The organism is Roseburia porci (assembly GCF_009695765.1).
Lineage (GTDB): Bacteria > Bacillota > Clostridia > Lachnospirales > Lachnospiraceae > Roseburia > Roseburia porci.
On sequence record NZ_VUNI01000001.1, the window covers coordinates 36,532 to 57,004 of the forward strand.

Genomic DNA, 20,473 nt, shown 5'->3' on the forward strand with positions numbered 1-20,473 from the left:
AGATAAATGCTGCCAGAAGAGGTATTAGAACAGCTTGGAGACAGAGGTGCGGCACTCTTCCAGGCATTTGAGCAGGATTTAATAGCGGACATTGCCAGAAGAATAAAAAAGACCGGACGATATACAGAAACTGCCGAGTTACAAGCACAAGCTATGATGGCAGAGGGCGTAAGTCCTGCAGAAATCCTTAAAGAAGTAATGCGGATATTACAGGCAGACGATGAGTACCAGAAAGAAGTTGCGCAGAATACTCTTGAATGGAAAAAATATGTAAAAGCAGAAATACAAGCAATGCGGGAGAAAGCAAAAGAAGAGGGGGACGACATAATCGCAAATGCTGGGGATATGTCCTTTAACTACGACCTGTCTATGTGGGAGCAGAACGGAGAGAAAATAACAAAAGACAGTGCAATAAACCGTATGATATCTGAGATGAGTAAGGACACAGCCGGAACATTCAAAAATCTTACAAAGAGTATGGGATTTAAAGGAGCGTATAGTTTCGTCACGCTCCAGAATGCATACATCCGGTATCTGGATAAGGCAGTTGTGAAAATGGCATCAGGAACATTCTCTTATGACCGTGCTGTAGAGGATGCAGTGCGTGAAATGGCTCACAGTGGGTTACGGTCTGTTGACTATGCCAGCGGCCGTACTTATCAACTTGATACTGCCGCAAGAATGTGTGTCCGCACATCATGTCATCAGCTATCAGCCAAAATGTCTATGCACAACTGTGAAAAAATGGGAACGGACTTGGTAGAGGTAACTGCTCATTGGGGAGCAAGACCGGAACATGCCGTATGGCAAGGAAAAATATACTCACGATCCGGCAAAAATAAGAAGTATCCACCATTTTCAGAGTGCCATTATGGAGCAGTGGACGGTCTGTGCGGAGTAAACTGCAGACATACATTTTATCCGTTCTTTGAGGGTATCAGTGAGCCTACAAAGTGGGATGAAGAGCCAGAGCCGAAAGAATACAATGGCAAAACATATACATATTATGATATGACACAGAAACAAAGACAGATGGAAAGAAAAGTGCGAGAGACAAAGCGTGAGATAGAAGCGAAGAGAGCCATAGGCGGGGATACGGATGATTTGGAATCAGCAAAGCGAAAACAAATTGCTGAATATCACAAATTTTCGGATGAAATGGGAATCCGGCCAAAAGATAACAGGCTGAGGGTAGTTAAGGGAAGCAGTGATCTGACAAAGACAAAATCATACAAGGCGGCAAAAAGAGGACAAGAGCTAAAAAGTGGTGCGCTTAATATAAAAAACGACCCACTTGGTCGTAAACGTGAGGCACATGCAAAAAGATATTATGAAGAGATTACTAATAGAAAACCATATACAGTTATCAATAGAATAGCAAAAAATGGAAATATTTCTAAAAAGAGTGCGAAAAATATCTATAATCATGTATTCGTGGAAAGCCATAGATTTGCTGACGGAAGCACGCGTATGTTTGATCCGGATTATGATATGGCAGAGTCGTTTAGAAGAATTTTGGATGGGAAAGATATAAAATCTCACGATATAGTGTTGATCAAACATGAAAATCTTGAATTAAACCTTATGAAGAAGTATAATTTAGCATATGAGGATGCACATAATCTGGCAGTAAGGAAGTACGATTATGAAAAGGCATTGGATGAATTTCTAAAGGAGGTAGAAAAATAATTATGCTTACATTAAAACTGAAAGACGAGAACGAAAATAGCATGGTATTTAACTATTATCCGGAAAACAAAAAGCTGTTCGGGACATTGAATCTGGATAAAAAAACTGGTGATATTCAAATTATAAGCGTGCCAGAAAATGATTCACATCATAGATATTTACAACATGCAGTATCAAAGATTGATGAATATTTCAGCTCTGGTAAATATGAAAATACTGCAACTGTAGCATGGTATTAGAATATCTGCAAGAGAATTCAATTATGAGAAAGATATACAATGAAACAAAGGGGATTAAAGAGATAGTCCTTGTATTATAAATAAAAGCCACTGTGGAGATGCAGTGGTTTTTATTTATAAAACGACATAAGCATACATTATATCATTGCAAAAGACATAATTATGAATTATAATATACGGGAGGACAGATATATGTTAGAACAAGAAAAACATTATTGGTATCGATGCCCGGTCTGCGGAAAGAAGATGCTGTATCTTAGGGAAGATACAGTCATTAAAAGCTTCCCTGGATATTGTAAATTATGTAAAAGTAAATTTTTATTGAATATTGAGCCATCAAAAGAGCCTGAGTGCCAGACGGTTAAATCGTAAAAGATTTAGCTGTTTGGCATTTTTTATTACGGTGGAGGTACAAGAAAGGGTACACAAAGTTTTTGCCATGTTTTCTTTGCCGGTTCAATTCCGGCTCCACTGACTATCTGTGGCTGATTCCGCCACGTGAAAAAAATAATCGTAAAAGGAGATAAGAGAATGAAGAGAGAAGAACTGGAAGCATTAGGACTGTCAAAGGAGCAGATCGACGGTACGCTGGACATGTATCACAAAGAACATGATCCGGTACAGAAAGAGCTTGATACTGTAAAAGCCGATCTTACGGCAGAACAGGAGAAAGTAAAAACCCATGAGGGAACTATCGAAGGTCTGAAAAAGGATCTGGAAGAATTTAAGGATGCTGACGTATCCGGAATGAAACAGAAGATCGAGGATCTGGAAAAAGATATTAAGGCAAAGGAAGCCGATTATCAGCAGCAGATTGCCGACAGGGATTTTGACGACGTTCTCAAAGACAGCATTAACGCCGCTCACGGAAAGAACGCGAAAGCTATTAAGGCACTTTTGGACGTAGAAACATTAAAGGCATCTAAGAACCAGAAAGAGGACGTTGCTGCAGCAATTAAGGCACTTTCTGAGGCAGAGGATAGCAAGATGCTTTTCGGAGAGGCAGAGCCTAACCCGACCGGAAAAGGTGATCCAATCGGCGGAGTAGGCGGAACAGGAACAAAGCCACAGGCAGACAGTTTAATGAGTGCCTTGGAAGAAAAATATAAAAGCAAGTAAAGGAGAGAAGATATGGCTTTAACATTAGCAGAAGCAAAAGTCGGATATGCCGACAAAGTAGATCAGCAGGTTATCGATGAGTTTAGAAGAGATTCTATTTTGCTCGATAAACTGACATTTGATGATACCATTTCGCCAACCGGCGGAAGCAACCTGGTGTATGGATACCAGAGATTAGAGACCCCATCGACAGCTGGTGTACGTCAGATCAACCAGGAGTATACGGCAAACGAAGCAAAGAGAACAAAACAGACCGCAAGTCCTGTAATTCTCGGTGGAGCATTCGAGATTGACCGTGTAATCGCACAGACATCCGGTGCTATTAACGAGATGGACTTCCAGATTAAACAGAAAACAAAGGCGGGAGCGAACTACTTCCACAACCTTGTTATTAATGGCACAAAGGCAGCAAGCGGGGAAGGATTTGTCCCGAACACATTCGACGGACTAAAAAAGATTCTCTCCGGAAAATCTACAGAAATGACAACAGACATCGATGTGTCTACGTCTGCAATGCTTGACAGCAACTACAACGCATTCCTGGACGAGCTTGACACATTTCTTGCACTTTTAGCAGCAAAACCGGATGTGCTTATGATGAATAACAAGATGCTTACAAAGATCAGATCCGCAGCACGCAGAGCCGGATATTATGATCGCTCCAAGGACGATTTTGGAAGAACCGTGGAGACCTATAATGGAATCCTGCTTATGGATGCCGGAGAATATTACAACGGATCTACAACAGAGGATGTTGTAGCAACTTCTACCCCAAGTTCTGAAAATTATGGAACATCCGATATCTACGCTGTAAAACTCGGTCTTGATGCTTTCCACGGAATTTCTGTAAACGGATCGAAGATGCTTAAGACCTATCTTCCGGATATGTCTGCACCGGGAGCCGTTAAGAAAGGCGAGGTTGAGCTGATCGCAGGAGCTGTCCTGAAAAACAGTAAAATGGCTGGCGTATTAAAAGGCATCAAATTACTTGGAAAGACATCATAAGAAGGAGGGAGCTGTAAATGGCAATTATAGATTGGGAGTATTACAGCTCCCATTTTCCAAATATTGTGCCAGAAAAGCAATTTGAAGCAGTCGAGGCACAGGCAGAAACAGAGTACAAGAAAGTCGTTAAGCCGTACATGAATATTTCGGAAGAACGACAGAAAGATACAATATTCCAGTTATGTAACTTCTTGTGGTCGAATCAGGCCACACTTGCCGGGCATATCGTAACGTCCGTGAATAACAATGGTTATTCAGAATCCTATGCGCTGCAGAGTACAGCACAGGCACAGGAGGCGATGGAAGAGTTAATCTACAAGGGCATCGGGACCAGATTGGCGGGTGCATTTTGATGAACGACAAGACCATAACCGTATACAATGCGCACAAAAACGCAGATAAAACAGAGACTTGGAACCGGACTGTAATCCGTGGATGCGAATATAAGTATTCTGCGGATAAAACGGTATCTGGTTCTGGATCCATCGTATTTACACAGCTCTTGACCACTGTTATTCCGGTCGAGGCAGATACCGAGGGAAAACAGTATATCGATGCGGTAAGTTACGAAAAGCTTCCGGATGATGAAGTAGAAAAATACTTTACATTCAACCCTCGGAATAATCATGACATGATCGTGGCTGGGGAATGCGAAAAGGAAATCACAAAAGATTACAAAATAACGGATTTGAAAAATGATACCCAGAAATCTGGCACTATAGCATCCTTGGCGGATAATACAGAGGGCGCACTGCTTAAGCATTGGAAGGTGGTATGCAAATGAGCACAACAAAGTTTTCGATTGATGCGATGGTCATATACGACCACAATGCAGCCATGAAACGTTTGAATATGGAAGAACGCGGGAAGGTACAGCAGGTGATCGACAGTGAAGTGCTTAGATTATGTGATCCTCTTGTACCATTTGATACCGGAGCTTTGAAGGACAGTGGTAACGCAAATACCGTGATCGGTTCCGGCGAAGTGGTATACCGTACTCCATACGCACGAAAACAATATTACATCCCGATGGAACATGAAGGAAAAAGAACTGAATATTGGTTTGAGCACATGAAGCAAGAAGGTGGAGTCGAAGCTATTTTGAAAAAAGCGAAGGGAGCGATCGGAAAATGACGATAGGAGAATGCCTGAAAGTCTGGCTGAGTGAATACGGCGGCTTGAATTTTAGCGAACTGCTTACAGATTTTATAGATGCCCCAGAGGGGTGCATGGCACTCTTTAGAAGTCCGCAGAAACAAGAAAATACATATCTGGACGGAAGTAAGGAAGTAACAGAATATTATAATTTCTTTGCCCGAAAATCGACGCAGCTTGACGAGGACAGGGTAGAGAATCAACAGCTTTTAGATGATCTGACAGAGTGGATCGAGAACAAAGCGTTTGAGGAAGATTATCCGGATTTGTCACAGGTCGGGAATCTTGCTTGCGAGGATATAACAGTAAATGGTGCATCCGCGATTAACTCGCAGGAAGATGATAATGCCATTTATCAGGTAACTATAGCAATACAGTATTTGAAAGAGAGGTAGAAGATGGGAGATACCGAAACATTAGCTGCACAGGCAGCACAGCAGACTCTATCGTTAGTAAAGAAACATAAAATTGCTCTGTTTCTCGACACGGGAACAGGTTACAAGAGAATTAAAAAATCAGAGTCGTTGACCATTTCGATGAATCCTGATGAGCAGGACTATGATTACATTGCAGATGAATCCCCAACAACAGAGGTTGATTCTTACAAACCGTCCATTGACCAGGACCTTGTAATGTACAAAGGTTCCGACGACTATGAAATGATTTTTCCATATTTTTATGAGCGCAGAGTTGGGTCAGAGGCACATGCGAAATGCATGATCGTATTTATGCAGGAACCAGCAGTTACAGAAGGCTATAAGGCGTGGGAATCTGACAGTGTTATTTCTGTGCAGGATCTGACAGCCGTTGATAAAAAACTTGATTTTAAAATCTTGTTTGGCGGAAACATCACGAACGGTACTGCAACGGTATCAGAAGGAGCACCTACATTTACAGCCACGAAATAATTTTTAGGAGGATAAAAACATGGCAGAATATGCATTAAAAATCCACAACCGGGAGTATGAACTCCCAAAGAAAACAATCTCTGTACAGGAGAGAATTGACAAAATCGACGATGATAACGAGAAGAAACTGCTCCCAAAAAGAAAAAAATATGAGAACATGTTTGCTTTTGTAAAAGATATGGTCGGGGAAGATGCTGCAAAAGAAATTTTTGAAACAGATGATCTGAGCCGGATTGATGACATTGACCTCTGCACGATTACAATCAGCTATCTTGGTATCGTCGATGCTTATTCTAAGGCTATTAGAGATTACCAGATGGATGGCTCTGAAAGCGCAATCAATAATGAGGTACTTGGTAAGGTTATCAGCCTTGCAAAATCTGTAGAGACAATCCAGAATGTAACATCACAGGTGCAAAAGTAATGTTAGACCTTACACAAAAATCCTTGCCCGATGCCATCACGGTTGGTGGCAGGGATTTTTTAATAAATACAGACTTTCGAATTTGGATGAAATTTGCGATTGAATACAAAAGCTGGGTTACAAGCGGAATGAAAGGTGTGTTTGACATCAGATACCTTTTCAAGACATCCGTTCCGGTATTCGAAAAGGTTGAGGATTACAACAGCATTTTCCTCTTTGCGTTTCCAAGAAATGTAGTACCGCATTCTTCTAAAGACAGTGGAAACGATGTACTATTCTACGAATACGACGGAGATTACATTTATTCCGCATTTTTGCAGGCATATGGTATTGACCTAATCGATACAGATATGCATTGGCATAAGTTTTTAGCACTTATGAACGGCCTGCCGGACTGCACAAGAATGTCTGCAATCATGGGGCACCGGGCATATACCGGGGAGAAAATAAAAGATGAAGCGGCAATATACCGCAGATTAAAAGAGGCTTGGATGCCTCCATATGAAGAAACAGAGGAAGAAAAGCAAGCCGAAGATGAGTTTAATGCCTACTTCGGATAAGACATAGAGCCGGAGCCATGAGCCAGTGCCAAGAAAGGAGCTGAGCACGTGGCGGACGGAAGTCTTATATTTGATACAAAAACGGATACGTCCGGTCTGGACAACATTGGTAAATCCCTAAAGAACGTAATAGGCGGATTAGGCCTTGCTGCCGTAGCAAAACAGGTAGAAGAACTTGGAAGCACATTCGAAACGTCTTTTGCGAAAGCAAGTACCTTGTTTGGGGATGTATCGGTAGATACTGGAAACTTAAACCAAAAAATAAAAGAAATGTCGAACAGCTCCGGTACAGCAGCAAGTGAGCTGAACGAATCTTTATACCAGGCTATGTCTGCCGGTATTCCGGTTACGGAGGATATGGCGGAATGCCTTGGAGCTGTAGACGTAGCGAATAAGCTCTCGATTGGCGGTTATACGGATGCATCCACAGCAATGGGCGCATTAACAACGGCTATTAATGCCTACAAAATGAATGCCAGTGATGCCGAAAGCGTTTCCGATAAGTTACTTGTTGTCCAGAACAAAGGCGTAACTACTGTAGATGAGCTTGCCTCTAGCATGGGCAAAGCTATTGCGACAGGATCTAACTACGGTGTTAATCTGGATAACCTGTGCGCAGCGTACATATCGCTTACAAAAAACGGTATCAGTACAGCAGAGGGCACGACATACCTTAACTCGTTAATTAAAGAGTTGGGCGATTCTGGATCTACAGCAGCCGGAATCTTACAAGATAAGACCGGAAAATCGTTTGGACAGCTGATGAACGACGGATACAGCCTTGGTGATGTGCTCCAGATCATATCCGATTCTTGCGACGGAGACACAGAAGCGTTTGCAAACTTGTGGAGCAGTGCAGAGGGTGGAATGGCTGCAAGTGCTATCGTATCGCAAGGCACGGACACATTTAACGACAGCCTTACATCCTTGGCAGACTCTGCAGGCACTACTGAGAGCGCCTATAACACTATGTCCGATACGTTCGAAAAGAGGACAGAACGATTAAAGCAGAGCGCATCCAACCTGGCTATAGAGCTGTTCCAAGACGTGGAACCGGCGCTTGAGTTGATTGTCCAGGGATTACAGTGGTGTGCAGACAACATGACTATAGTACTGGGCGTGCTGACACCATTGATCGCAGGATTTATAGCGTGGAAAGTAGCCACGGGATTCTCGACAGCTTTGAATGCTTTGACCATTGCTATGAATGGACTGAATGCCGCTATATTGGCGAACCCGATAGGCGCATTGATAGCACTTATAGTCGCATTAGTAGCCGGGTTTATATATCTCTGGAACAATTGCGATAGCTTCCGTGAATTTTGGATAAATCTCTGGGGAACCATCAAAGAAGCGGCTTCAGCGGCTTTAGATGCAATCGTATCATTTTTTACAGAAACGATACCAAATTTTATACAGTCTATTATAGATTGGTTTGCACAGCTTCCAGACCGACTTGCAGAATGGGGGCAAAACGTATATACCACTGTAACCACAGCTATATCGAACATGGTAGACAGTGCGATTACGTTTATCTCGGAGTTGCCAGAAAAAATAGCATATTGGCTTGGGTTTGCGGCCGGAAAAGTTGTAGAATTTGGACTAAATTTAATAGCATGGGCGACAACAGCTATTCCAGAATTTATAAACTCTGTTGTTACATTTATCTCGGAATTACCCGGAAAATTTGCAGATTGGCTTGCAAAAACAATAAAAGAAGTCGAGGCATGGGCGGTTGAGACCGTTGCAAAGGCAAAAACTGCCGGTCAAAACTTTATAGATAATGTAATTACATTTATCTCGGAGTTGCCTGGTAATATAGCGAATTGGCTCGCACAGACCCTGGCAAAAATAGCAACATGGAAAGACAACCTTGTGGCAAAGGGAACAGCTGCCGCTAAAGGGCTATTCGATTCTATTGTTAATGGCATCACAAATCTTCCAGAAACGATAAAAAATATCGGAAAAAATATAGTAGATGGATTGTGGAAAGGTATCAAAAACTCTTGGTCAAATCTGCAGGATAAGGTTAAGAAGTTGGCGGACAATCTATTAAAAGGATTTAAGGACGCTCTTGGAATCCATTCCCCATCTCGTAAGTTTAAGTGGGTTGGAGAAATGTGTATCGCCGGTATGGATGAGCCTATCGCAGATTATAATCCGTACGACACGCTTAATAAATCTATTAAAGCAAATGTCGGCACCATGAAAGCAAACTTTGTCGGCAGCGGATCGTATGCAGAGAACATGAACCTTGGAATTGATTATGACACGTTGGGTAACAGAGTAGCAAATGCCCTGACCGGAATGGCTGTAAACATGGATGGTAAGAGAGTTGGAACACTTGTAGCACCACATGTAGACTACGCATTGGCAAATTTAGCCGCAGTAAGAACGTAAGGAGGATGTATGGGAGAGTTTGGAATAACTATAAACGGAGTACACACTTACCGGGATTTAGGGCTTAAAATGACAACCTTTAGCATTCCTTTTCCGAATCCAAAAACCAATTATATATCTGTACCAGGTGCTTCCGGCAATATTGATTTGTCGGAGGTATTTGGACGAATTTTATATGAGGATCGGAACGGCGTAACATTTGAGTTTGCACTTCGTGGGAATTTTGATTTATGGGATGTGGCAACATCCAAGATTGCCGCAATGATCCACGGAAAAAAATGTAATGTGATCGTGGATAATGATCTGAGCCACTACTATGTATGCCGGCTGTCTGTTGATCGGAGCAAGACAAAGAGAAGTGTTGGAACTATAACCTTAAGCGGAACCGCAGAACCGTTTAAATATGATATCTGCAGTACAGCAGAGGATTGGCTCTGGGATACTTTCGACTTCGAAGAGGGAACACTACGGGAATACAAAGAGGTTGCCGTTAATGTATATAACAAAGACATGGTTTTAACTGGCGGAATTATGCCACAGGTGCCGGAGTTTACAGTAAAAAATGCAAATGCGCTCAAGTTGACATACGCAGGACGAACCTATGATATGTCTAAGGACGGAACATATCGTTTCCCTGCCATTGTTGTAGAGAATGACGTAACACTTAATTTCACAGGATCTGGAACCGTGACTGTGAATTATAGAGGAGCATACTTATGATATACGAAGTTTTACTCGATGGGAAAACATTATATTACCAGAATGATAAACAGGCTGTAATATGTGATGCCAAGTTGACACAGGCGTTGAATGACGCAGGGACGTTTGAATTTACGGTGCCTTGTACGAATCCACTGTATGGGGATATCGAAAACCGTGTGAGCATGGTACAAGTTTTAAAAGACGGAAATGAAATCTTTTGTGGGCAGGTAAGGGAATGCAGTGAGGGACTGGATGGCGAAAAGGATGTGAAGTGCGTTGGAGAACTTGCTTTTTTATACGACTCTATCCAGCCACAGGCAAAGTACCAAGACCAAACACCGCTACAGTTTTTTTCTAAGTTGCTTACTATCCACAATAGCCAAGTCGAGAAAGAAAAACGATTTGAGGTCGGAGCAGTTACAGTAAAAGATTCGAACGATAGCATATACCGATTTACAAACCGAGAAGATACGCTTACAGATTTGAGAGATAAATTATGCGACCGATTAAGCGGATATTTGAGAATCCGCAAGGTAGACGGTACAAGGTATCTGGATCTCGTTACTTTGGAAGATTATGGGAAAGTATGTGCACAGCCTATTCAGTTTGGCTACAACTTACTGGATTTTACATGTGGCACATCAGGTACAGATATAGCAACTGCAGTTATACCATTAGGTGCAAGACTGGACCAGAGCGTAATAGAGGGATTGGATGCATATACAACGATAGAGTCTGTAAATAGTGGCAAGGACTATGTGTTTATCCAGAGCGCAGTAGATCATTTTGGATGGATCCGAAAGGTTGTAAATTGGGAGGATGTAACCGAACCGGTTAATTTAAAGAAAAAGGCGGAGGAATGGCTAAAGAGTAACCAGTACGAAACCATGACCTTGGAGCTGACGGCAGTTGATATGTCGATGCTAAATGCAGACTTAGATACCTATGAGGTTGGGGATATGGTGCGTACACTTGCAGATCCGTTTGGAATGGATACAAGATTCCCATTACAAAAAAAGACCACGTATTTGCAAAGTCCGGAAAAGAATACCGTGGTTTTAAGCAACACTTTGAAAAAGACATACACACAGCAGGTTGCAAGCTCTGTAAAAACATTGGAGCAGAGCCTACCGCAGGAAAAGTCTATGTTGCAGGCGGCAAAGGATAACGCAACAGCACTTATTACAAGTGCTATGGGCGGATATGTATATAAGACCACGAGCGAGCTTTTTATCATGGACACGAATGACCCGAAAACTGCAAAGAAGGTATGGCGCTGGAACCTAAACGGACTTGGATATTCTTCCAGTGGTATCGACGGACCATATGGATTGGCTATGACTATGGATGGATCTATAGTTGCAGATTTTATTACGACAGGAGTATTGTCCGCAGAACTGATAAAAACCGGAATGCTTAAGGACGTTCTGAATAAATCGTTCTGGAACATGAAAACAGGCGAGATACATGTAACCGGAACATTTTCGCAAACAACGGCATCTGGCGTTAAATCGCTGGATATAGAAAACAACCAAGTTAAATTTTACGCCTGGAATGATGATGGAAATTATGTTGGTAGTATCGGAGCAGTAAAAGATACATCCTCAGATCGTGTTGGAGTGAACATGTGGTGTGACCAAGGCGACACATTAGCACTTGGGTGCAAGGAATCAGACGGAAAAATACATTATGTTTTTAAAACGGATTCAAATACCTATAAAGACGAAACCCCGTATATAAGAAATGGAGCAAACGGAACCATGTTTCAGGGATGTGGCGATGGAGTAACAATCGAGAATGGATTTATAAAGAAGTGGAATCTGCCAACTGTAAGCGGATCCCCATCGTTTATATCTGGATTATCGTGGACAGATGGAAAGATAACAAGCGTAACAAGGACAACACTTAGCGTAAGCAATGGACTTATAACAGGGTGGTCCAGCGAAAAAACCGATTATTAATAAGGAGGCGGGAAAATGGAATATAGCAGTATGCCCAAAAATGACGAATTGGAAGCAAAACCGGTTACAGACACACAAGACAGTATCACAGGACAGGAAGAGGGGGAATAGGTATGGCAGCAGATATTACTACTTATTTAAAGTCCATCCGACAGGCACGGTATGGAAAGGATGTCCGAGAGGCTATAGCATCCGGAATCGAAACTTGCTACAACGATGGTAAAACCGGAGCAACAGATCTGCAGGCGCGAGAAGATATTATAGAGCTTCGAGACAACTTTATGACGCAGGAGCAATTTGACACATTTTGGGATGATATTACGAAAGGAGATGACTGAACATGGAAAAACTGAGAATTAAAAAGAAAGAATATGATATAGAAGGTATCGAAAAAGATGGAAATCTTTTAAAAATCATGTTTTCGTCAGAGACCGACAATATCAAGTTCGCTGGAACTATGGACTTACTTACAGCTGGTGGCGAACTGGAAGCGACTATTTGTGGTTACACTACAGTCTATAAAGTCGATGGATCCACGGTGGTCTTAAGCAACGACGGATCTGTTTACACAGAGCCAGTATCGGAACCAGATCCAGTTACTCCGGAATTGACGGAAGAACAGAAACAGGAACAGGAGCGACTTGCGAAGGTGACAGAGACGGAGAGCAGGATTGCTGCCATAGATGCAGAATTTAAAACCCTGGATTATATCGGTATCAAAATTGCAACAGGGCGTGCTTCAATATCCGACTACGAGCCAGAGATCGCACGCATGAGTGAACTTGCCGACGAGAAAAACGAACTTGAAACACAGCTTACAGATCTACAGAGCACAAAGGAGGTAGAATAGTATGTCTTTAAAAGAGGTTTTAAAACAACTTGGAATTAAATTAATAGGCTGGGTAAAATCCAACTGTGTAAATAATCTGTTGTCCGACAGAGCCGACTTGCCACTTGCGGCGGCACAGGGTAAGGTTATCGATGAGAAGATCACGGCGCTAAACAGCAATATTGCAACCAAAGCCGATATCCAAAAACAGGGTTACGACAAAACCAGCATTATTTATTTGCAGAAAAACAGATCAGCACTGGTTATATTTGGCAAACAAACTTATAGTCAAACATCCCTGCTGTTTTACGACACTAAGACTAAAGCAGTACAGGCGTTAGTTAATCCAAGCTCAGATACCTTTACGGTAGATATTTTAGATAATGGAACTGTACGCATAACATCCAAAAATGCGACATACTCGACTAAAGCAGCCATATATTTGGATTAATTTAGAACTATACACCTTTCCATGCACTAAAAGCATTATTGCCAAATTTAATTCGGTAAGCGCAGGTTGTAGAAGCAATCTTAAATTGTAAACAGATCCACGTCACATTAAATGTTATATATCCCTCGTTTGTACCCACCATCCAGCCAACACTGTAGCCATTTTGTCTCGTATCATCTGTCGATGTCATGGTATATGTGCTTAATTTGGTTACAATATTGCTGTTTAGCGACAAGAAACTGTATTGAATGGATTGGGAAAAATTGAAGCCATATCAGAGGCCGACAAGAATGTTTGCGTGTTGCGCCGGCGCAAAATTCGCGGTATAATAAAGAAAAATAAAAACAGCGCCTAAGAGCCGATATTGTATTAATTTACAGTATCGGTTCTTTTTTATTTGCCCGGCAAATCTGTGAGTGAATGAGGCATCTGCGAGGAGGTGGATGCCAGTAGCTCTGCCGGAATAATCGAGGAAGGAGGTAAAACATTGGGAGAATTTTTAATGCAGACATACACAGTGGCACTCCCTGTTGCATTGGGATATATTGTATGGCTTCTCAAAAATCAGAAATGTGATAGAGATGCAAACAGCCGCGGAACAATGCTCCTTCTGAGAGTGCAGCTGATCGAGTATCACGATAAGTATATGCGACTTGGGGAGATCCCGTCATACGCATACCAGAACTTTTGCGAAATGTACGATGCGTATCACGCTCTGGGCGGCAACGGTATGGTAACAAAAATGAAAAATGAAATTGAAGAGCTTCATCTGAAGCAGAAAGAGAGGTAATTATGTTAGATTTAGGATTTTTAACAGATTATATAGTGCCGGTGATCGTGGGAGTTTGCCTTTGCGTTGGCGCACTTATTAAAGGCTACATTAAGGACGTGGATAACAAATACATCCCGACCATTTGTGCAGTACTTGGCGTGTTCCTTGCTGTGTGGTCAGCAGGATGGCAGATCAGTCCACAGATCCTGTTGACTGGGCTTGTAAGTGGTTGGGCATCAACCGGATTACACCAGACGTTTAAACAGTATATCCAGAACAAAAATACAGAAAGTGAGGATAAATAATATGGCAAAGACAGTACAGGGATTAATTGATTTTGCAAAATCTAAAATTGGTACTCCGTACGTGTACGGTGCAAAGGGACAGGTAATGTCCCTTGAAGCAATCCAAAATTTAAGACGTATTTACGGAAGTAATGCCGTCTGGCCGTCAGATGATTCCAAAGCCGGACAAGCGTGTGTAGACTGTTCAGGACTGATCAGCTGGTACACCGGTATCGTCCGTGGTTCCGGACAGTATAAGGCTACAGCGAAAGAAGTTAAACCAATCGAATTAAGATCAAACGATTACATCGGTTGGGCGGTATGGATGCCTGGACACATCGGTATTTATCTCGGAAATGATCATTATATCGCCGCAGATGGTTCTCGATATGGCGTTAGAATTGCACACATAAATCAGAATAAGTTTACGCATTTGTTAAAACTTTGTGATGTTGATTATGGCGGACGCAAAGAAAATGTAGAAACGAGCACAAAAGAAAGTGCGCAGCCATCCGGCGGTTACTACAATGCAGCTGTTGAATTTCATTACGCTGTCCGTGCCGGAGGAAAGGAATATCCAGAAGTATGCAATCTGGCTGACTATGCTGGAGTTCGTGGCTTACCGATCACAGACGTTAAAATTCGTTGTGACGTAGGCTCAGTTGAGTATGGCGTGCACATTCTTGGTGGCGGTTGGTTACCGATGGTTACCGGATGCAGCTGGAACGACAACAACAATGGCTATGCCGGAAACCATAAGCCGATTGATGCAGTTCGTGTAATCTATCATGCGCCGGATGGTAGCACGCAGAAAGCACAGTATCGTGTCAGCCCTGTTAATGGTAACTATTACAGTTGGCAGTACAATAATGAGACAGGAAACGGACAGGACGGTTATGCCGGAGCAGTCGGACATCACATCGACAGATTCCAGTTGTTTTAATATGTGAGCCGAGGAACATTTACCTCGTCTCATTACTGAAAATTAGCAATTAACCTAAAATATAGTTAATAAAATTAACAAATATATGGTTGACAGACTTTCCAATATGAGATAAAATAACAATTGTAAATGAAAGAAGTTGTGCAAAAGTGGAGGACAAGGTATGCTGAACAGATTTGGTAAAATAAGTCGTAAATTACGAATAGACCATAATGAGCTTCTGTTAGAAATGGCGGAATGTTTAGGTGTTTCACCGGCTTTCTTGTCAAAAACTGAAAACGGAAAAGCTAAGCCGCCGGTTGATTGGAAGTATAAAATCAAAGCTCATTACAATCTTGACGAAGAATCATATGCTGAATTATGCGAAAGTATAGATGAAGCAAGGCGAGTAAATACACTTAGAATACATGATATAAATGAGAGTGATACAGATCTTATGCTTGCGTTTGCCAGAAAAATTAACGATATGTCAGATCATGAAAAAGAAAATCTGAGAAAGAAATTCAATATATAATAGAGGAGGGCGTAAATGGAGAACGTTTCGGTTGAACCTATGTCAAGGAAAAGTATTCGAAATATTGTGATGGAATTTCGAAAACTTTTTGGACTGGAAAATACATTATTTTTCCCGATTGTTGAATTTATAGAATGGTGTTTGCCTGAACTGGGATTAGATTTTGAAATATTGGATGTATGCGAAATGCGCGATACATATGGTCTTACAAATATGGATAAAAACACACTATATATTCGAGAAGATGTTTATATAGGCGCAAAAAATGGAGTGCCAAGAGACAGATTTACGCTCTGCCATGAATTGGGGCATGCTTTATTACATACGCCAGATAGAGTAAGCTTTGCACGTGGTGAAATCCCAGCTTATAGAGATCCTGAATGGCAAGCAAATACTTTTGCTGGTGAACTTATGGCCCCGTACAGTCTCACCCGAAACATGTCACCTCAAGAAATTTCTGATAAATGCGGCATGTCGTTACAAGCAGCAAAAATTCAGTATGACTCATTCAGAAAATGATGTTAAGAGGATTTTTCTCATAACATAGAAAAAACCAAGCACACAAGATGCTTGGCTGGTTGTTGAAAGCTTTTAAGCAGTCAACTAACGCTATATGTATTTGACGATATTATTATAGCACTGCAAGAAAACTTTCGCAACTAGAAATTGCGAAAGGGGGATGGGCTTTATGTATATTTTTAGAGCCTCCAAGAGGAATAAAGATGGTAGAGTTATTTATGCCAGAGATTATGGAAAAAGAGCCTTTAAAATCTGGGTCGATAATAAATAGACCTGGCGTTTATTGGTAAAATAAAAAAGATCGTATAAGTTAGTTGATGCGGTTCTTCATATGTCTCCTTTTAGCGAATTGATGTTTTGTCATGAACTAAAAGGAGATATTTTTTTGAGCAAAAGTACATATTGTACATCCGATTCTCGTAAATACAGAAAACATTGTAAACATACCTCCTATGTGCTAATGTCGCATGTAGGAGGTATTTTTATGTATAAAGAAGAATTAGTAGATAAAATGAGGGGAATAAAAGCATTGTTGTACATGGCCAGTACAACAACAGACCTGATCGAGGATCAAGAGTATGCATTTGCTCTGCTTGGAGATCAAGTGCAAGAATGTATAGAAGAATTGGAAACTCTGGATAAGCCGGAAGAGAGTTGACTTGTGTTGCATTTCGTGTTGCATGTGTTGTATAAATTATGATTTTCTAGCATTAAATATGATTTTACAATTGATATATGAATAGGAAGAAATGCTGTAAAATCAAGGATTACGAATAAAACGCAAGATTTATGGAAAGCGGTGTAAATTATATTTGATGGGTTCGATTCCCGTCTAGTCCACTAGGAAAGCTCGGAAGCAATTTGCTTTCGGGCTTTTTGTTTTACGCTAATTTTCTTTCCAATTATAGATATATTTTCCGACAATTCCGAGCAGAGTGACTGTAAAACTCAGTATGACGGCACAGATCATACGTGCAATACCGAGTTTGTGGAATAATTCAAAAGCTACAAAAATCACGGAAAGAGTAAGGCTGGTGAGTAAATAGCCCTTTAAAGAAAAACCCTCCGGTTTCTCTTTGATCATCCAGATCAGATGTGTAATATAAGTGGAAAAAAGAAGCATGAGGGAAATTGCAAATAAGATAAAGACAATCGGAAATGCGATATCTGCAATTTTGCTTCCGGAATTACCGATGCAGGAAAGCAATAATACGAACAATAAGAGTGTAATACCCGAAATATAGCGGGCAATCTGATTTATAATTTTTTTCATGAGACATCCTCCTGTAATAAAGATTGGTATCAGTTTAGCACAAGAGCAGGACGCGGACAAGAATATTGTCAATCAAGAGGATACATCATGTATTTGATTGCGGACATTCTTGGCAAGAACGCCAAAAAGTGTTAAGCTAAATGAAAATAAAAAGAAGATATTCGATATAGGGGTAAGAATATTGATATTGGAGGTATGGGGATTTGGAAAGAGAAACATTACGCTATCTGGAGCAGCTGTCGGAGATGTATCCGACGATAGGAAAGGCTTCCACAGAGATTATTAACCTGCAGTCGATATTGAATTTGCCAAAAGGAACGGAACATTTTATGTCGGATATTCATGGAGAATATGAGGCTTTTTCGCATGTACTGAAGAACGGTTCCGGAGCAGTGCAAAAGAAGATTGATGATGTGTTTGGACATACGCTCAGCAATGCAGACAAGTCGGCGCTTGCAACATTGATTTATTATCCTCGTGAGAAAATGGAACTTGTAAAGAAACAGGAAGCAGATATGGACAACTGGTTTAAGATCACACTTTACCGGCTGATCGAGGTTTGCAAGACGGTTTCTTCGAAATATACAAGGTCAAAAGTAAGAAAAGCACTTCCGGCAGATTATGCATATGTGATCGAAGAACTGATCACAGAAAAGCCGGAGGTATTGAATAAAGAGGCTTATTATGAGTCTATCGTGGATACCATTGTGGAGCTGGGAAACACCGAGGACTTTATCGTAGCTCTTGCAGAACTGATACAGAGGCTGGTTATTGATCATCTGCATATTATTGGTGATATTTATGACAGAGGATCCGGTGCACATCTGATCATGGATCGTCTTTGCGAATATCATTCGTTAGACATTCAATGGGGAAATCATGATATTTTATGGATGGGAGCTGCAAGAGGACAGCTCGCATGCATTGCCAGCGTGATACGTAACAGTCTTCGCTATGGCAATCTGGATCTTCTTGAGGAGGGCTATGGAATTAATATGCTTCCACTTGCAACATTTGCAATGGAGGTCTATAAAGATGACCCGTGTGAGTGCTATGTGACAAAGGACTGCCATGCCAGCACAGAGACAGAAACTGAGATTGCCAAGAAGATGCACAAGGCAATTATGGTCATTAAATTTAAACTGGAAGGTCAGCTTATTTTAAAATATCCGGAGTTTGGAATGCAGGATCGGGCTCTTCTCGATAAGATCGATTATGAAAAGGGAACCGTTCGGATCGATGGCAAAGAATATGCCATGAAAGATACGGATTTTCCAACTGTTGACAGAGAACATCCGTATGAACTTACAGATGCGGAAAAGGATGTTATGAACCGGCTTCGCACTTCCTTCCGGCATTGTGAGAAACTGCAGAAACATATGGATCTGATGCTGAAAAAGGGCAGCCTTTATAAGGTGTATAATGGAAATCTGCTGTTTCATGGCTGTGTTCCGATGAATGAGGACGGAACATTTACCAAGGTGCGTATTTTTGATGGAGAATACAGTGGAAAAGCGCTTTATGATGAACTCGAATCCTGTGTCAGACAGGCATATTTTGCAGTGGATAAGGAGGAACGTGAGCGCTGCAAGGACATTCTGTGGTATCTGTGGACTGCACCGGATTCACCACTTTATGGCAGGCATAAAATGGCTACATTTGAGCGGTATTATATCGATGATGAAGAGATGAAAAAGGAATATAAGAATCCATATTATCGTTATATTGAACAGCCGGAAGTCGCAGATCGTGTACTTGTAGAGTTTGGACTTTCCGGTGATCATGTACATATTATTAATGGACATGTGCCGGTACATCGTATGGCTGGGGAAAAACCGGTAAAATGTGGTGGAAAAGTAATTGTGATCGATGGTGGTTTTTCAAAAACATATCGCAGGGAGACAGGAATTGCGGGATATACACTGATTTTCAATTCTTACGGACTGACACTTACCGCACATGAACCGTTTGTTTCCAAGGAAATTGCGGTCAGCCAGGAAATTGATATCGTATCAAGACGTGAAGCTGTGGAACTCACGGACAGAAGAACGCTTGTGGGAGATACGGATATCGGTAAAAAGATGCGCGAAAGAATTGCGGAACTGAAAGAACTGATTACCTGTTATCGCACAGGTGTTATTGTAGAAAAGGACAAGTAGGCAAATGTATAAAGTTGAAGGGTACGATTTTGAGTCAAAAGAGACTGCGGATAAAGCAAAGCTGGAAGCAGATGGAGTAAAATATATCAAAGAAAATACAAGAATGGACAATCCGGACATGATCTATAAACTTTATGATCAGATCATTCGGGAAGAGATGTTCGAGACACCGGTTGGATTATCGTTTCTGGCGGAACTTCAGGAGTATCTTTATGCCAATCCGGAAATCGAAAATGAAGTCATCCGTCCGATTCCGGTGCATGCACCGGAGATCAGGAAGATCAAAGCGGCTGAAAAGAAGATCGGAAAATACCGCAAAAAATTCCGCATAACGTTATTTTTTGCAATTGTACTGGGCGCTGTTGTGATCGGAATGTTTGGCATTACTTATTACAGTGGCAGCAGTGTTACGATTTTAAATTATGAGAATGCACTGATCGATAAATATGAAGACTGGGAAAAAGACCTGGATGAGAGAGAGCAGAAACTGAAAGAACGGGAAGCGGACCTGACAGAAAATACAGAAGATCTTCCAGAAACAGAATCCAGGTAAATAATTCACATTTT

General features: G+C 41.4%; 28 protein-coding genes. 27 read left to right on the forward strand and 1 reads right to left on the reverse strand.

What is annotated here, in order from left to right:
- Positions 1–6: 6 nt before the first annotated feature.
- From FYJ75_RS00220 to FYJ75_RS00340, 25 genes are all read left to right on the forward strand, one after another.
- Positions 7–1,689 (forward strand): phage minor capsid protein, encoded by a 1,683-nt coding sequence (locus tag FYJ75_RS00220; RefSeq protein ID WP_154427640.1) that lies wholly within the window; start codon positions 7–9, stop codon positions 1,687–1,689.
- A 2-nt stretch (positions 1,690–1,691) separates the two neighbouring features.
- Positions 1,692–1,928 carry a hypothetical protein gene (locus FYJ75_RS00225; protein ID WP_154427642.1) on the forward strand — a complete coding sequence of 79 codons (237 nt, stop codon included), beginning with the start codon at positions 1,692–1,694 and terminating at the stop codon, positions 1,926–1,928.
- A gap of 23 nt (positions 1,929–1,951) precedes the next feature.
- Complete coding sequence (locus FYJ75_RS14925) at positions 1,952–2,008, forward strand: hypothetical protein (protein ID WP_408638897.1); 57 nt, start codon at positions 1,952–1,954, stop codon at positions 2,006–2,008.
- A 112-nt stretch (positions 2,009–2,120) separates the two neighbouring features.
- Positions 2,121–2,300, forward strand: a complete 180-nt coding sequence (locus tag FYJ75_RS00235; protein WP_154427646.1) for a cysteine-rich KTR domain-containing protein — start codon at positions 2,121–2,123, stop codon at positions 2,298–2,300.
- Positions 2,301–2,459: 159 nt separating this feature from the next.
- On the forward strand, positions 2,460–3,047 hold the full coding sequence (locus tag FYJ75_RS00240; protein WP_154427648.1) for a phage scaffolding protein: 588 nt from the start codon (positions 2,460–2,462) through the stop codon (positions 3,045–3,047).
- A 12-nt stretch (positions 3,048–3,059) separates the two neighbouring features.
- Complete coding sequence (locus FYJ75_RS00245) at positions 3,060–4,052, forward strand: major capsid protein (RefSeq protein WP_154427650.1); 993 nt, start codon at positions 3,060–3,062, stop codon at positions 4,050–4,052.
- 17 nt (positions 4,053–4,069) lie between these two features.
- Positions 4,070–4,405, forward strand: coding sequence for a hypothetical protein (locus tag FYJ75_RS00250; protein WP_154427652.1), 336 nt, complete (start codon positions 4,070–4,072; stop codon positions 4,403–4,405).
- Positions 4,405–4,836: a hypothetical protein gene (locus FYJ75_RS00255; protein WP_154427654.1), complete on the forward strand. Its 432-nt coding sequence runs from the start codon at positions 4,405–4,407 to the stop codon at positions 4,834–4,836. The genes FYJ75_RS00250 and FYJ75_RS00255 overlap by 1 nt, the downstream gene beginning before the upstream one ends.
- Complete coding sequence (locus FYJ75_RS00260; RefSeq protein ID WP_154427656.1) at positions 4,833–5,186, forward strand: minor capsid protein; 354 nt, start codon at positions 4,833–4,835, stop codon at positions 5,184–5,186. Before FYJ75_RS00255 ends, FYJ75_RS00260 begins: the two co-directional genes overlap by 4 nt.
- A complete protein-coding gene (locus tag FYJ75_RS00265; protein ID WP_154427658.1) occupies positions 5,183–5,602 on the forward strand; it encodes a hypothetical protein in 420 nt (139 codons plus the stop codon). The genes FYJ75_RS00260 and FYJ75_RS00265 overlap by 4 nt, the downstream gene beginning before the upstream one ends.
- A 3-nt stretch (positions 5,603–5,605) precedes the next feature.
- On the forward strand, positions 5,606–6,115 hold the full coding sequence (locus tag FYJ75_RS00270) for a hypothetical protein (RefSeq protein ID WP_154427660.1): 510 nt from the start codon (positions 5,606–5,608) through the stop codon (positions 6,113–6,115).
- 19 nt (positions 6,116–6,134) lie between these two features.
- Complete coding sequence (locus FYJ75_RS00275; protein WP_154427662.1) at positions 6,135–6,539, forward strand: hypothetical protein; 405 nt, start codon at positions 6,135–6,137, stop codon at positions 6,537–6,539.
- On the forward strand, positions 6,539–7,099 hold the full coding sequence (locus FYJ75_RS00280) for a Gp15 family bacteriophage protein (RefSeq protein ID WP_154427664.1): 561 nt from the start codon (positions 6,539–6,541) through the stop codon (positions 7,097–7,099). The genes FYJ75_RS00275 and FYJ75_RS00280 overlap by 1 nt, the downstream gene beginning before the upstream one ends.
- A 48-nt stretch (positions 7,100–7,147) precedes the next feature.
- Positions 7,148–9,499, forward strand: coding sequence for a phage tail tape measure protein (locus FYJ75_RS00285; protein WP_154427666.1), 2,352 nt, complete (start codon positions 7,148–7,150; stop codon positions 9,497–9,499).
- A 9-nt stretch (positions 9,500–9,508) separates the two neighbouring features.
- Positions 9,509–10,219, forward strand: coding sequence for a hypothetical protein (locus FYJ75_RS00290; RefSeq protein WP_154427668.1), 711 nt, complete (start codon positions 9,509–9,511; stop codon positions 10,217–10,219).
- Complete coding sequence (locus tag FYJ75_RS00295) at positions 10,216–12,162, forward strand: phage tail protein (RefSeq protein ID WP_154427670.1); 1,947 nt, start codon at positions 10,216–10,218, stop codon at positions 12,160–12,162. Before FYJ75_RS00290 ends, FYJ75_RS00295 begins: the two co-directional genes overlap by 4 nt.
- 113 nt (positions 12,163–12,275) lie before the next feature.
- Positions 12,276–12,500 (forward strand): hypothetical protein, encoded by a 225-nt coding sequence (locus FYJ75_RS00300; protein ID WP_154427672.1) that lies wholly within the window; start codon positions 12,276–12,278, stop codon positions 12,498–12,500.
- Between the two features lie 2 nt (positions 12,501–12,502).
- Complete coding sequence (locus FYJ75_RS00305; RefSeq protein WP_154427674.1) at positions 12,503–13,012, forward strand: hypothetical protein; 510 nt, start codon at positions 12,503–12,505, stop codon at positions 13,010–13,012.
- 1 nt (position 13,013) lies between these two features.
- On the forward strand, positions 13,014–13,442 hold the full coding sequence (locus FYJ75_RS00310) for a hypothetical protein (protein WP_154427676.1): 429 nt from the start codon (positions 13,014–13,016) through the stop codon (positions 13,440–13,442).
- A 487-nt stretch (positions 13,443–13,929) separates the two neighbouring features.
- Positions 13,930–14,232 (forward strand): hypothetical protein, encoded by a 303-nt coding sequence (locus FYJ75_RS00315; protein WP_235906967.1) that lies wholly within the window; start codon positions 13,930–13,932, stop codon positions 14,230–14,232.
- 2 nt (positions 14,233–14,234) lie between these two features.
- Entirely contained in the window at positions 14,235–14,519 is a 285-nt protein-coding gene (locus tag FYJ75_RS00320) for a phage holin family protein (RefSeq protein WP_154427678.1), read from the forward strand.
- A gap of 1 nt (position 14,520) precedes the next feature.
- A complete protein-coding gene (locus FYJ75_RS00325; RefSeq protein WP_154427680.1) occupies positions 14,521–15,441 on the forward strand; it encodes a C40 family peptidase in 921 nt (306 codons plus the stop codon).
- Between the two features lie 163 nt (positions 15,442–15,604).
- On the forward strand, positions 15,605–15,955 hold the full coding sequence (locus FYJ75_RS00330) for a helix-turn-helix domain-containing protein (protein ID WP_154427682.1): 351 nt from the start codon (positions 15,605–15,607) through the stop codon (positions 15,953–15,955).
- A gap of 15 nt (positions 15,956–15,970) precedes the next feature.
- Positions 15,971–16,474: an ImmA/IrrE family metallo-endopeptidase gene (locus FYJ75_RS00335; RefSeq protein ID WP_154427684.1), complete on the forward strand. Its 504-nt coding sequence runs from the start codon at positions 15,971–15,973 to the stop codon at positions 16,472–16,474.
- 484 nt (positions 16,475–16,958) lie between these two features.
- Positions 16,959–17,132 (forward strand): isochorismatase, encoded by a 174-nt coding sequence (locus tag FYJ75_RS00340; RefSeq protein ID WP_154427686.1) that lies wholly within the window; start codon positions 16,959–16,961, stop codon positions 17,130–17,132.
- 228 nt (positions 17,133–17,360) lie between these two features.
- On the opposite strand, the gene FYJ75_RS00345 is transcribed toward FYJ75_RS00340, so the two are convergent.
- On the reverse strand, positions 17,361–17,747 hold the full coding sequence (locus tag FYJ75_RS00345; RefSeq protein ID WP_154427688.1) for a hypothetical protein: 387 nt from the start codon (positions 17,745–17,747) through the stop codon (positions 17,361–17,363).
- Positions 17,748–17,950: 203 nt separating this feature from the next.
- Between FYJ75_RS00345 and FYJ75_RS00350 the strand changes: the two genes are divergently transcribed.
- The gene (locus tag FYJ75_RS00350) at positions 17,951–19,906 is read left to right on the forward strand and encodes a fructose-1,6-bisphosphatase (RefSeq protein WP_154427690.1); all 1,956 of its coding nucleotides are present in this window, start codon (positions 17,951–17,953) and stop codon (positions 19,904–19,906) included.
- A gap of 4 nt (positions 19,907–19,910) precedes the next feature.
- On the forward strand, positions 19,911–20,459 hold the full coding sequence (locus FYJ75_RS00355; RefSeq protein WP_154427692.1) for a hypothetical protein: 549 nt from the start codon (positions 19,911–19,913) through the stop codon (positions 20,457–20,459).
- The last annotated feature ends 14 nt before the right edge of the window (positions 20,460–20,473 follow it).

What these genes read in the sequence shown, in the direction of transcription:
- FYJ75_RS00250 (WP_154427652.1), top strand. Translation starts at nt 4,070, where the DNA reads ATGGCAATTATAGATTGGGAGTATTACAGCTCCCATTTTCCAAATATT.
- FYJ75_RS00300 (WP_154427672.1), top strand. Translation starts at nt 12,276, where the DNA reads ATGGCAGCAGATATTACTACTTATTTAAAGTCCATCCGACAGGCACGG.
- FYJ75_RS00340 (WP_154427686.1), top strand. Translation starts at nt 16,959, where the DNA reads ATGTATAAAGAAGAATTAGTAGATAAAATGAGGGGAATAAAAGCATTG.
- FYJ75_RS00270 (WP_154427660.1), top strand. Translation starts at nt 5,606, where the DNA reads ATGGGAGATACCGAAACATTAGCTGCACAGGCAGCACAGCAGACTCTA.
- FYJ75_RS00295 (WP_154427670.1), top strand. Translation starts at nt 10,216, where the DNA reads ATGATATACGAAGTTTTACTCGATGGGAAAACATTATATTACCAGAAT.
- FYJ75_RS00260 (WP_154427656.1), top strand. Translation starts at nt 4,833, where the DNA reads ATGAGCACAACAAAGTTTTCGATTGATGCGATGGTCATATACGACCAC.
- FYJ75_RS00240 (WP_154427648.1), top strand. Translation starts at nt 2,460, where the DNA reads ATGAAGAGAGAAGAACTGGAAGCATTAGGACTGTCAAAGGAGCAGATC.
- FYJ75_RS00335 (WP_154427684.1), top strand. Translation starts at nt 15,971, where the DNA reads ATGGAGAACGTTTCGGTTGAACCTATGTCAAGGAAAAGTATTCGAAAT.
- FYJ75_RS00355 (WP_154427692.1), top strand. Translation starts at nt 19,911, where the DNA reads ATGTATAAAGTTGAAGGGTACGATTTTGAGTCAAAAGAGACTGCGGAT.
- FYJ75_RS00305 (WP_154427674.1), top strand. Translation starts at nt 12,503, where the DNA reads ATGGAAAAACTGAGAATTAAAAAGAAAGAATATGATATAGAAGGTATC.
- FYJ75_RS00345 (WP_154427688.1), bottom strand. Translation starts at nt 17,747, where the DNA reads ATGAAAAAAATTATAAATCAGATTGCCCGCTATATTTCGGGTATTACA.
- FYJ75_RS00245 (WP_154427650.1), top strand. Translation starts at nt 3,060, where the DNA reads ATGGCTTTAACATTAGCAGAAGCAAAAGTCGGATATGCCGACAAAGTA.
- FYJ75_RS00275 (WP_154427662.1), top strand. Translation starts at nt 6,135, where the DNA reads ATGGCAGAATATGCATTAAAAATCCACAACCGGGAGTATGAACTCCCA.
- FYJ75_RS00265 (WP_154427658.1), top strand. Translation starts at nt 5,183, where the DNA reads ATGACGATAGGAGAATGCCTGAAAGTCTGGCTGAGTGAATACGGCGGC.
- FYJ75_RS00220 (WP_154427640.1), top strand. Translation starts at nt 7, where the DNA reads ATGCTGCCAGAAGAGGTATTAGAACAGCTTGGAGACAGAGGTGCGGCA.
- FYJ75_RS00235 (WP_154427646.1), top strand. Translation starts at nt 2,121, where the DNA reads ATGTTAGAACAAGAAAAACATTATTGGTATCGATGCCCGGTCTGCGGA.
- FYJ75_RS00320 (WP_154427678.1), top strand. Translation starts at nt 14,235, where the DNA reads ATGTTAGATTTAGGATTTTTAACAGATTATATAGTGCCGGTGATCGTG.
- FYJ75_RS00280 (WP_154427664.1), top strand. Translation starts at nt 6,539, where the DNA reads ATGTTAGACCTTACACAAAAATCCTTGCCCGATGCCATCACGGTTGGT.
- FYJ75_RS00330 (WP_154427682.1), top strand. Translation starts at nt 15,605, where the DNA reads ATGCTGAACAGATTTGGTAAAATAAGTCGTAAATTACGAATAGACCAT.
- FYJ75_RS00225 (WP_154427642.1), top strand. Translation starts at nt 1,692, where the DNA reads ATGCTTACATTAAAACTGAAAGACGAGAACGAAAATAGCATGGTATTT.
- FYJ75_RS00310 (WP_154427676.1), top strand. Translation starts at nt 13,014, where the DNA reads ATGTCTTTAAAAGAGGTTTTAAAACAACTTGGAATTAAATTAATAGGC.
- FYJ75_RS00290 (WP_154427668.1), top strand. Translation starts at nt 9,509, where the DNA reads ATGGGAGAGTTTGGAATAACTATAAACGGAGTACACACTTACCGGGAT.
- FYJ75_RS00325 (WP_154427680.1), top strand. Translation starts at nt 14,521, where the DNA reads ATGGCAAAGACAGTACAGGGATTAATTGATTTTGCAAAATCTAAAATT.
- FYJ75_RS00255 (WP_154427654.1), top strand. Translation starts at nt 4,405, where the DNA reads ATGAACGACAAGACCATAACCGTATACAATGCGCACAAAAACGCAGAT.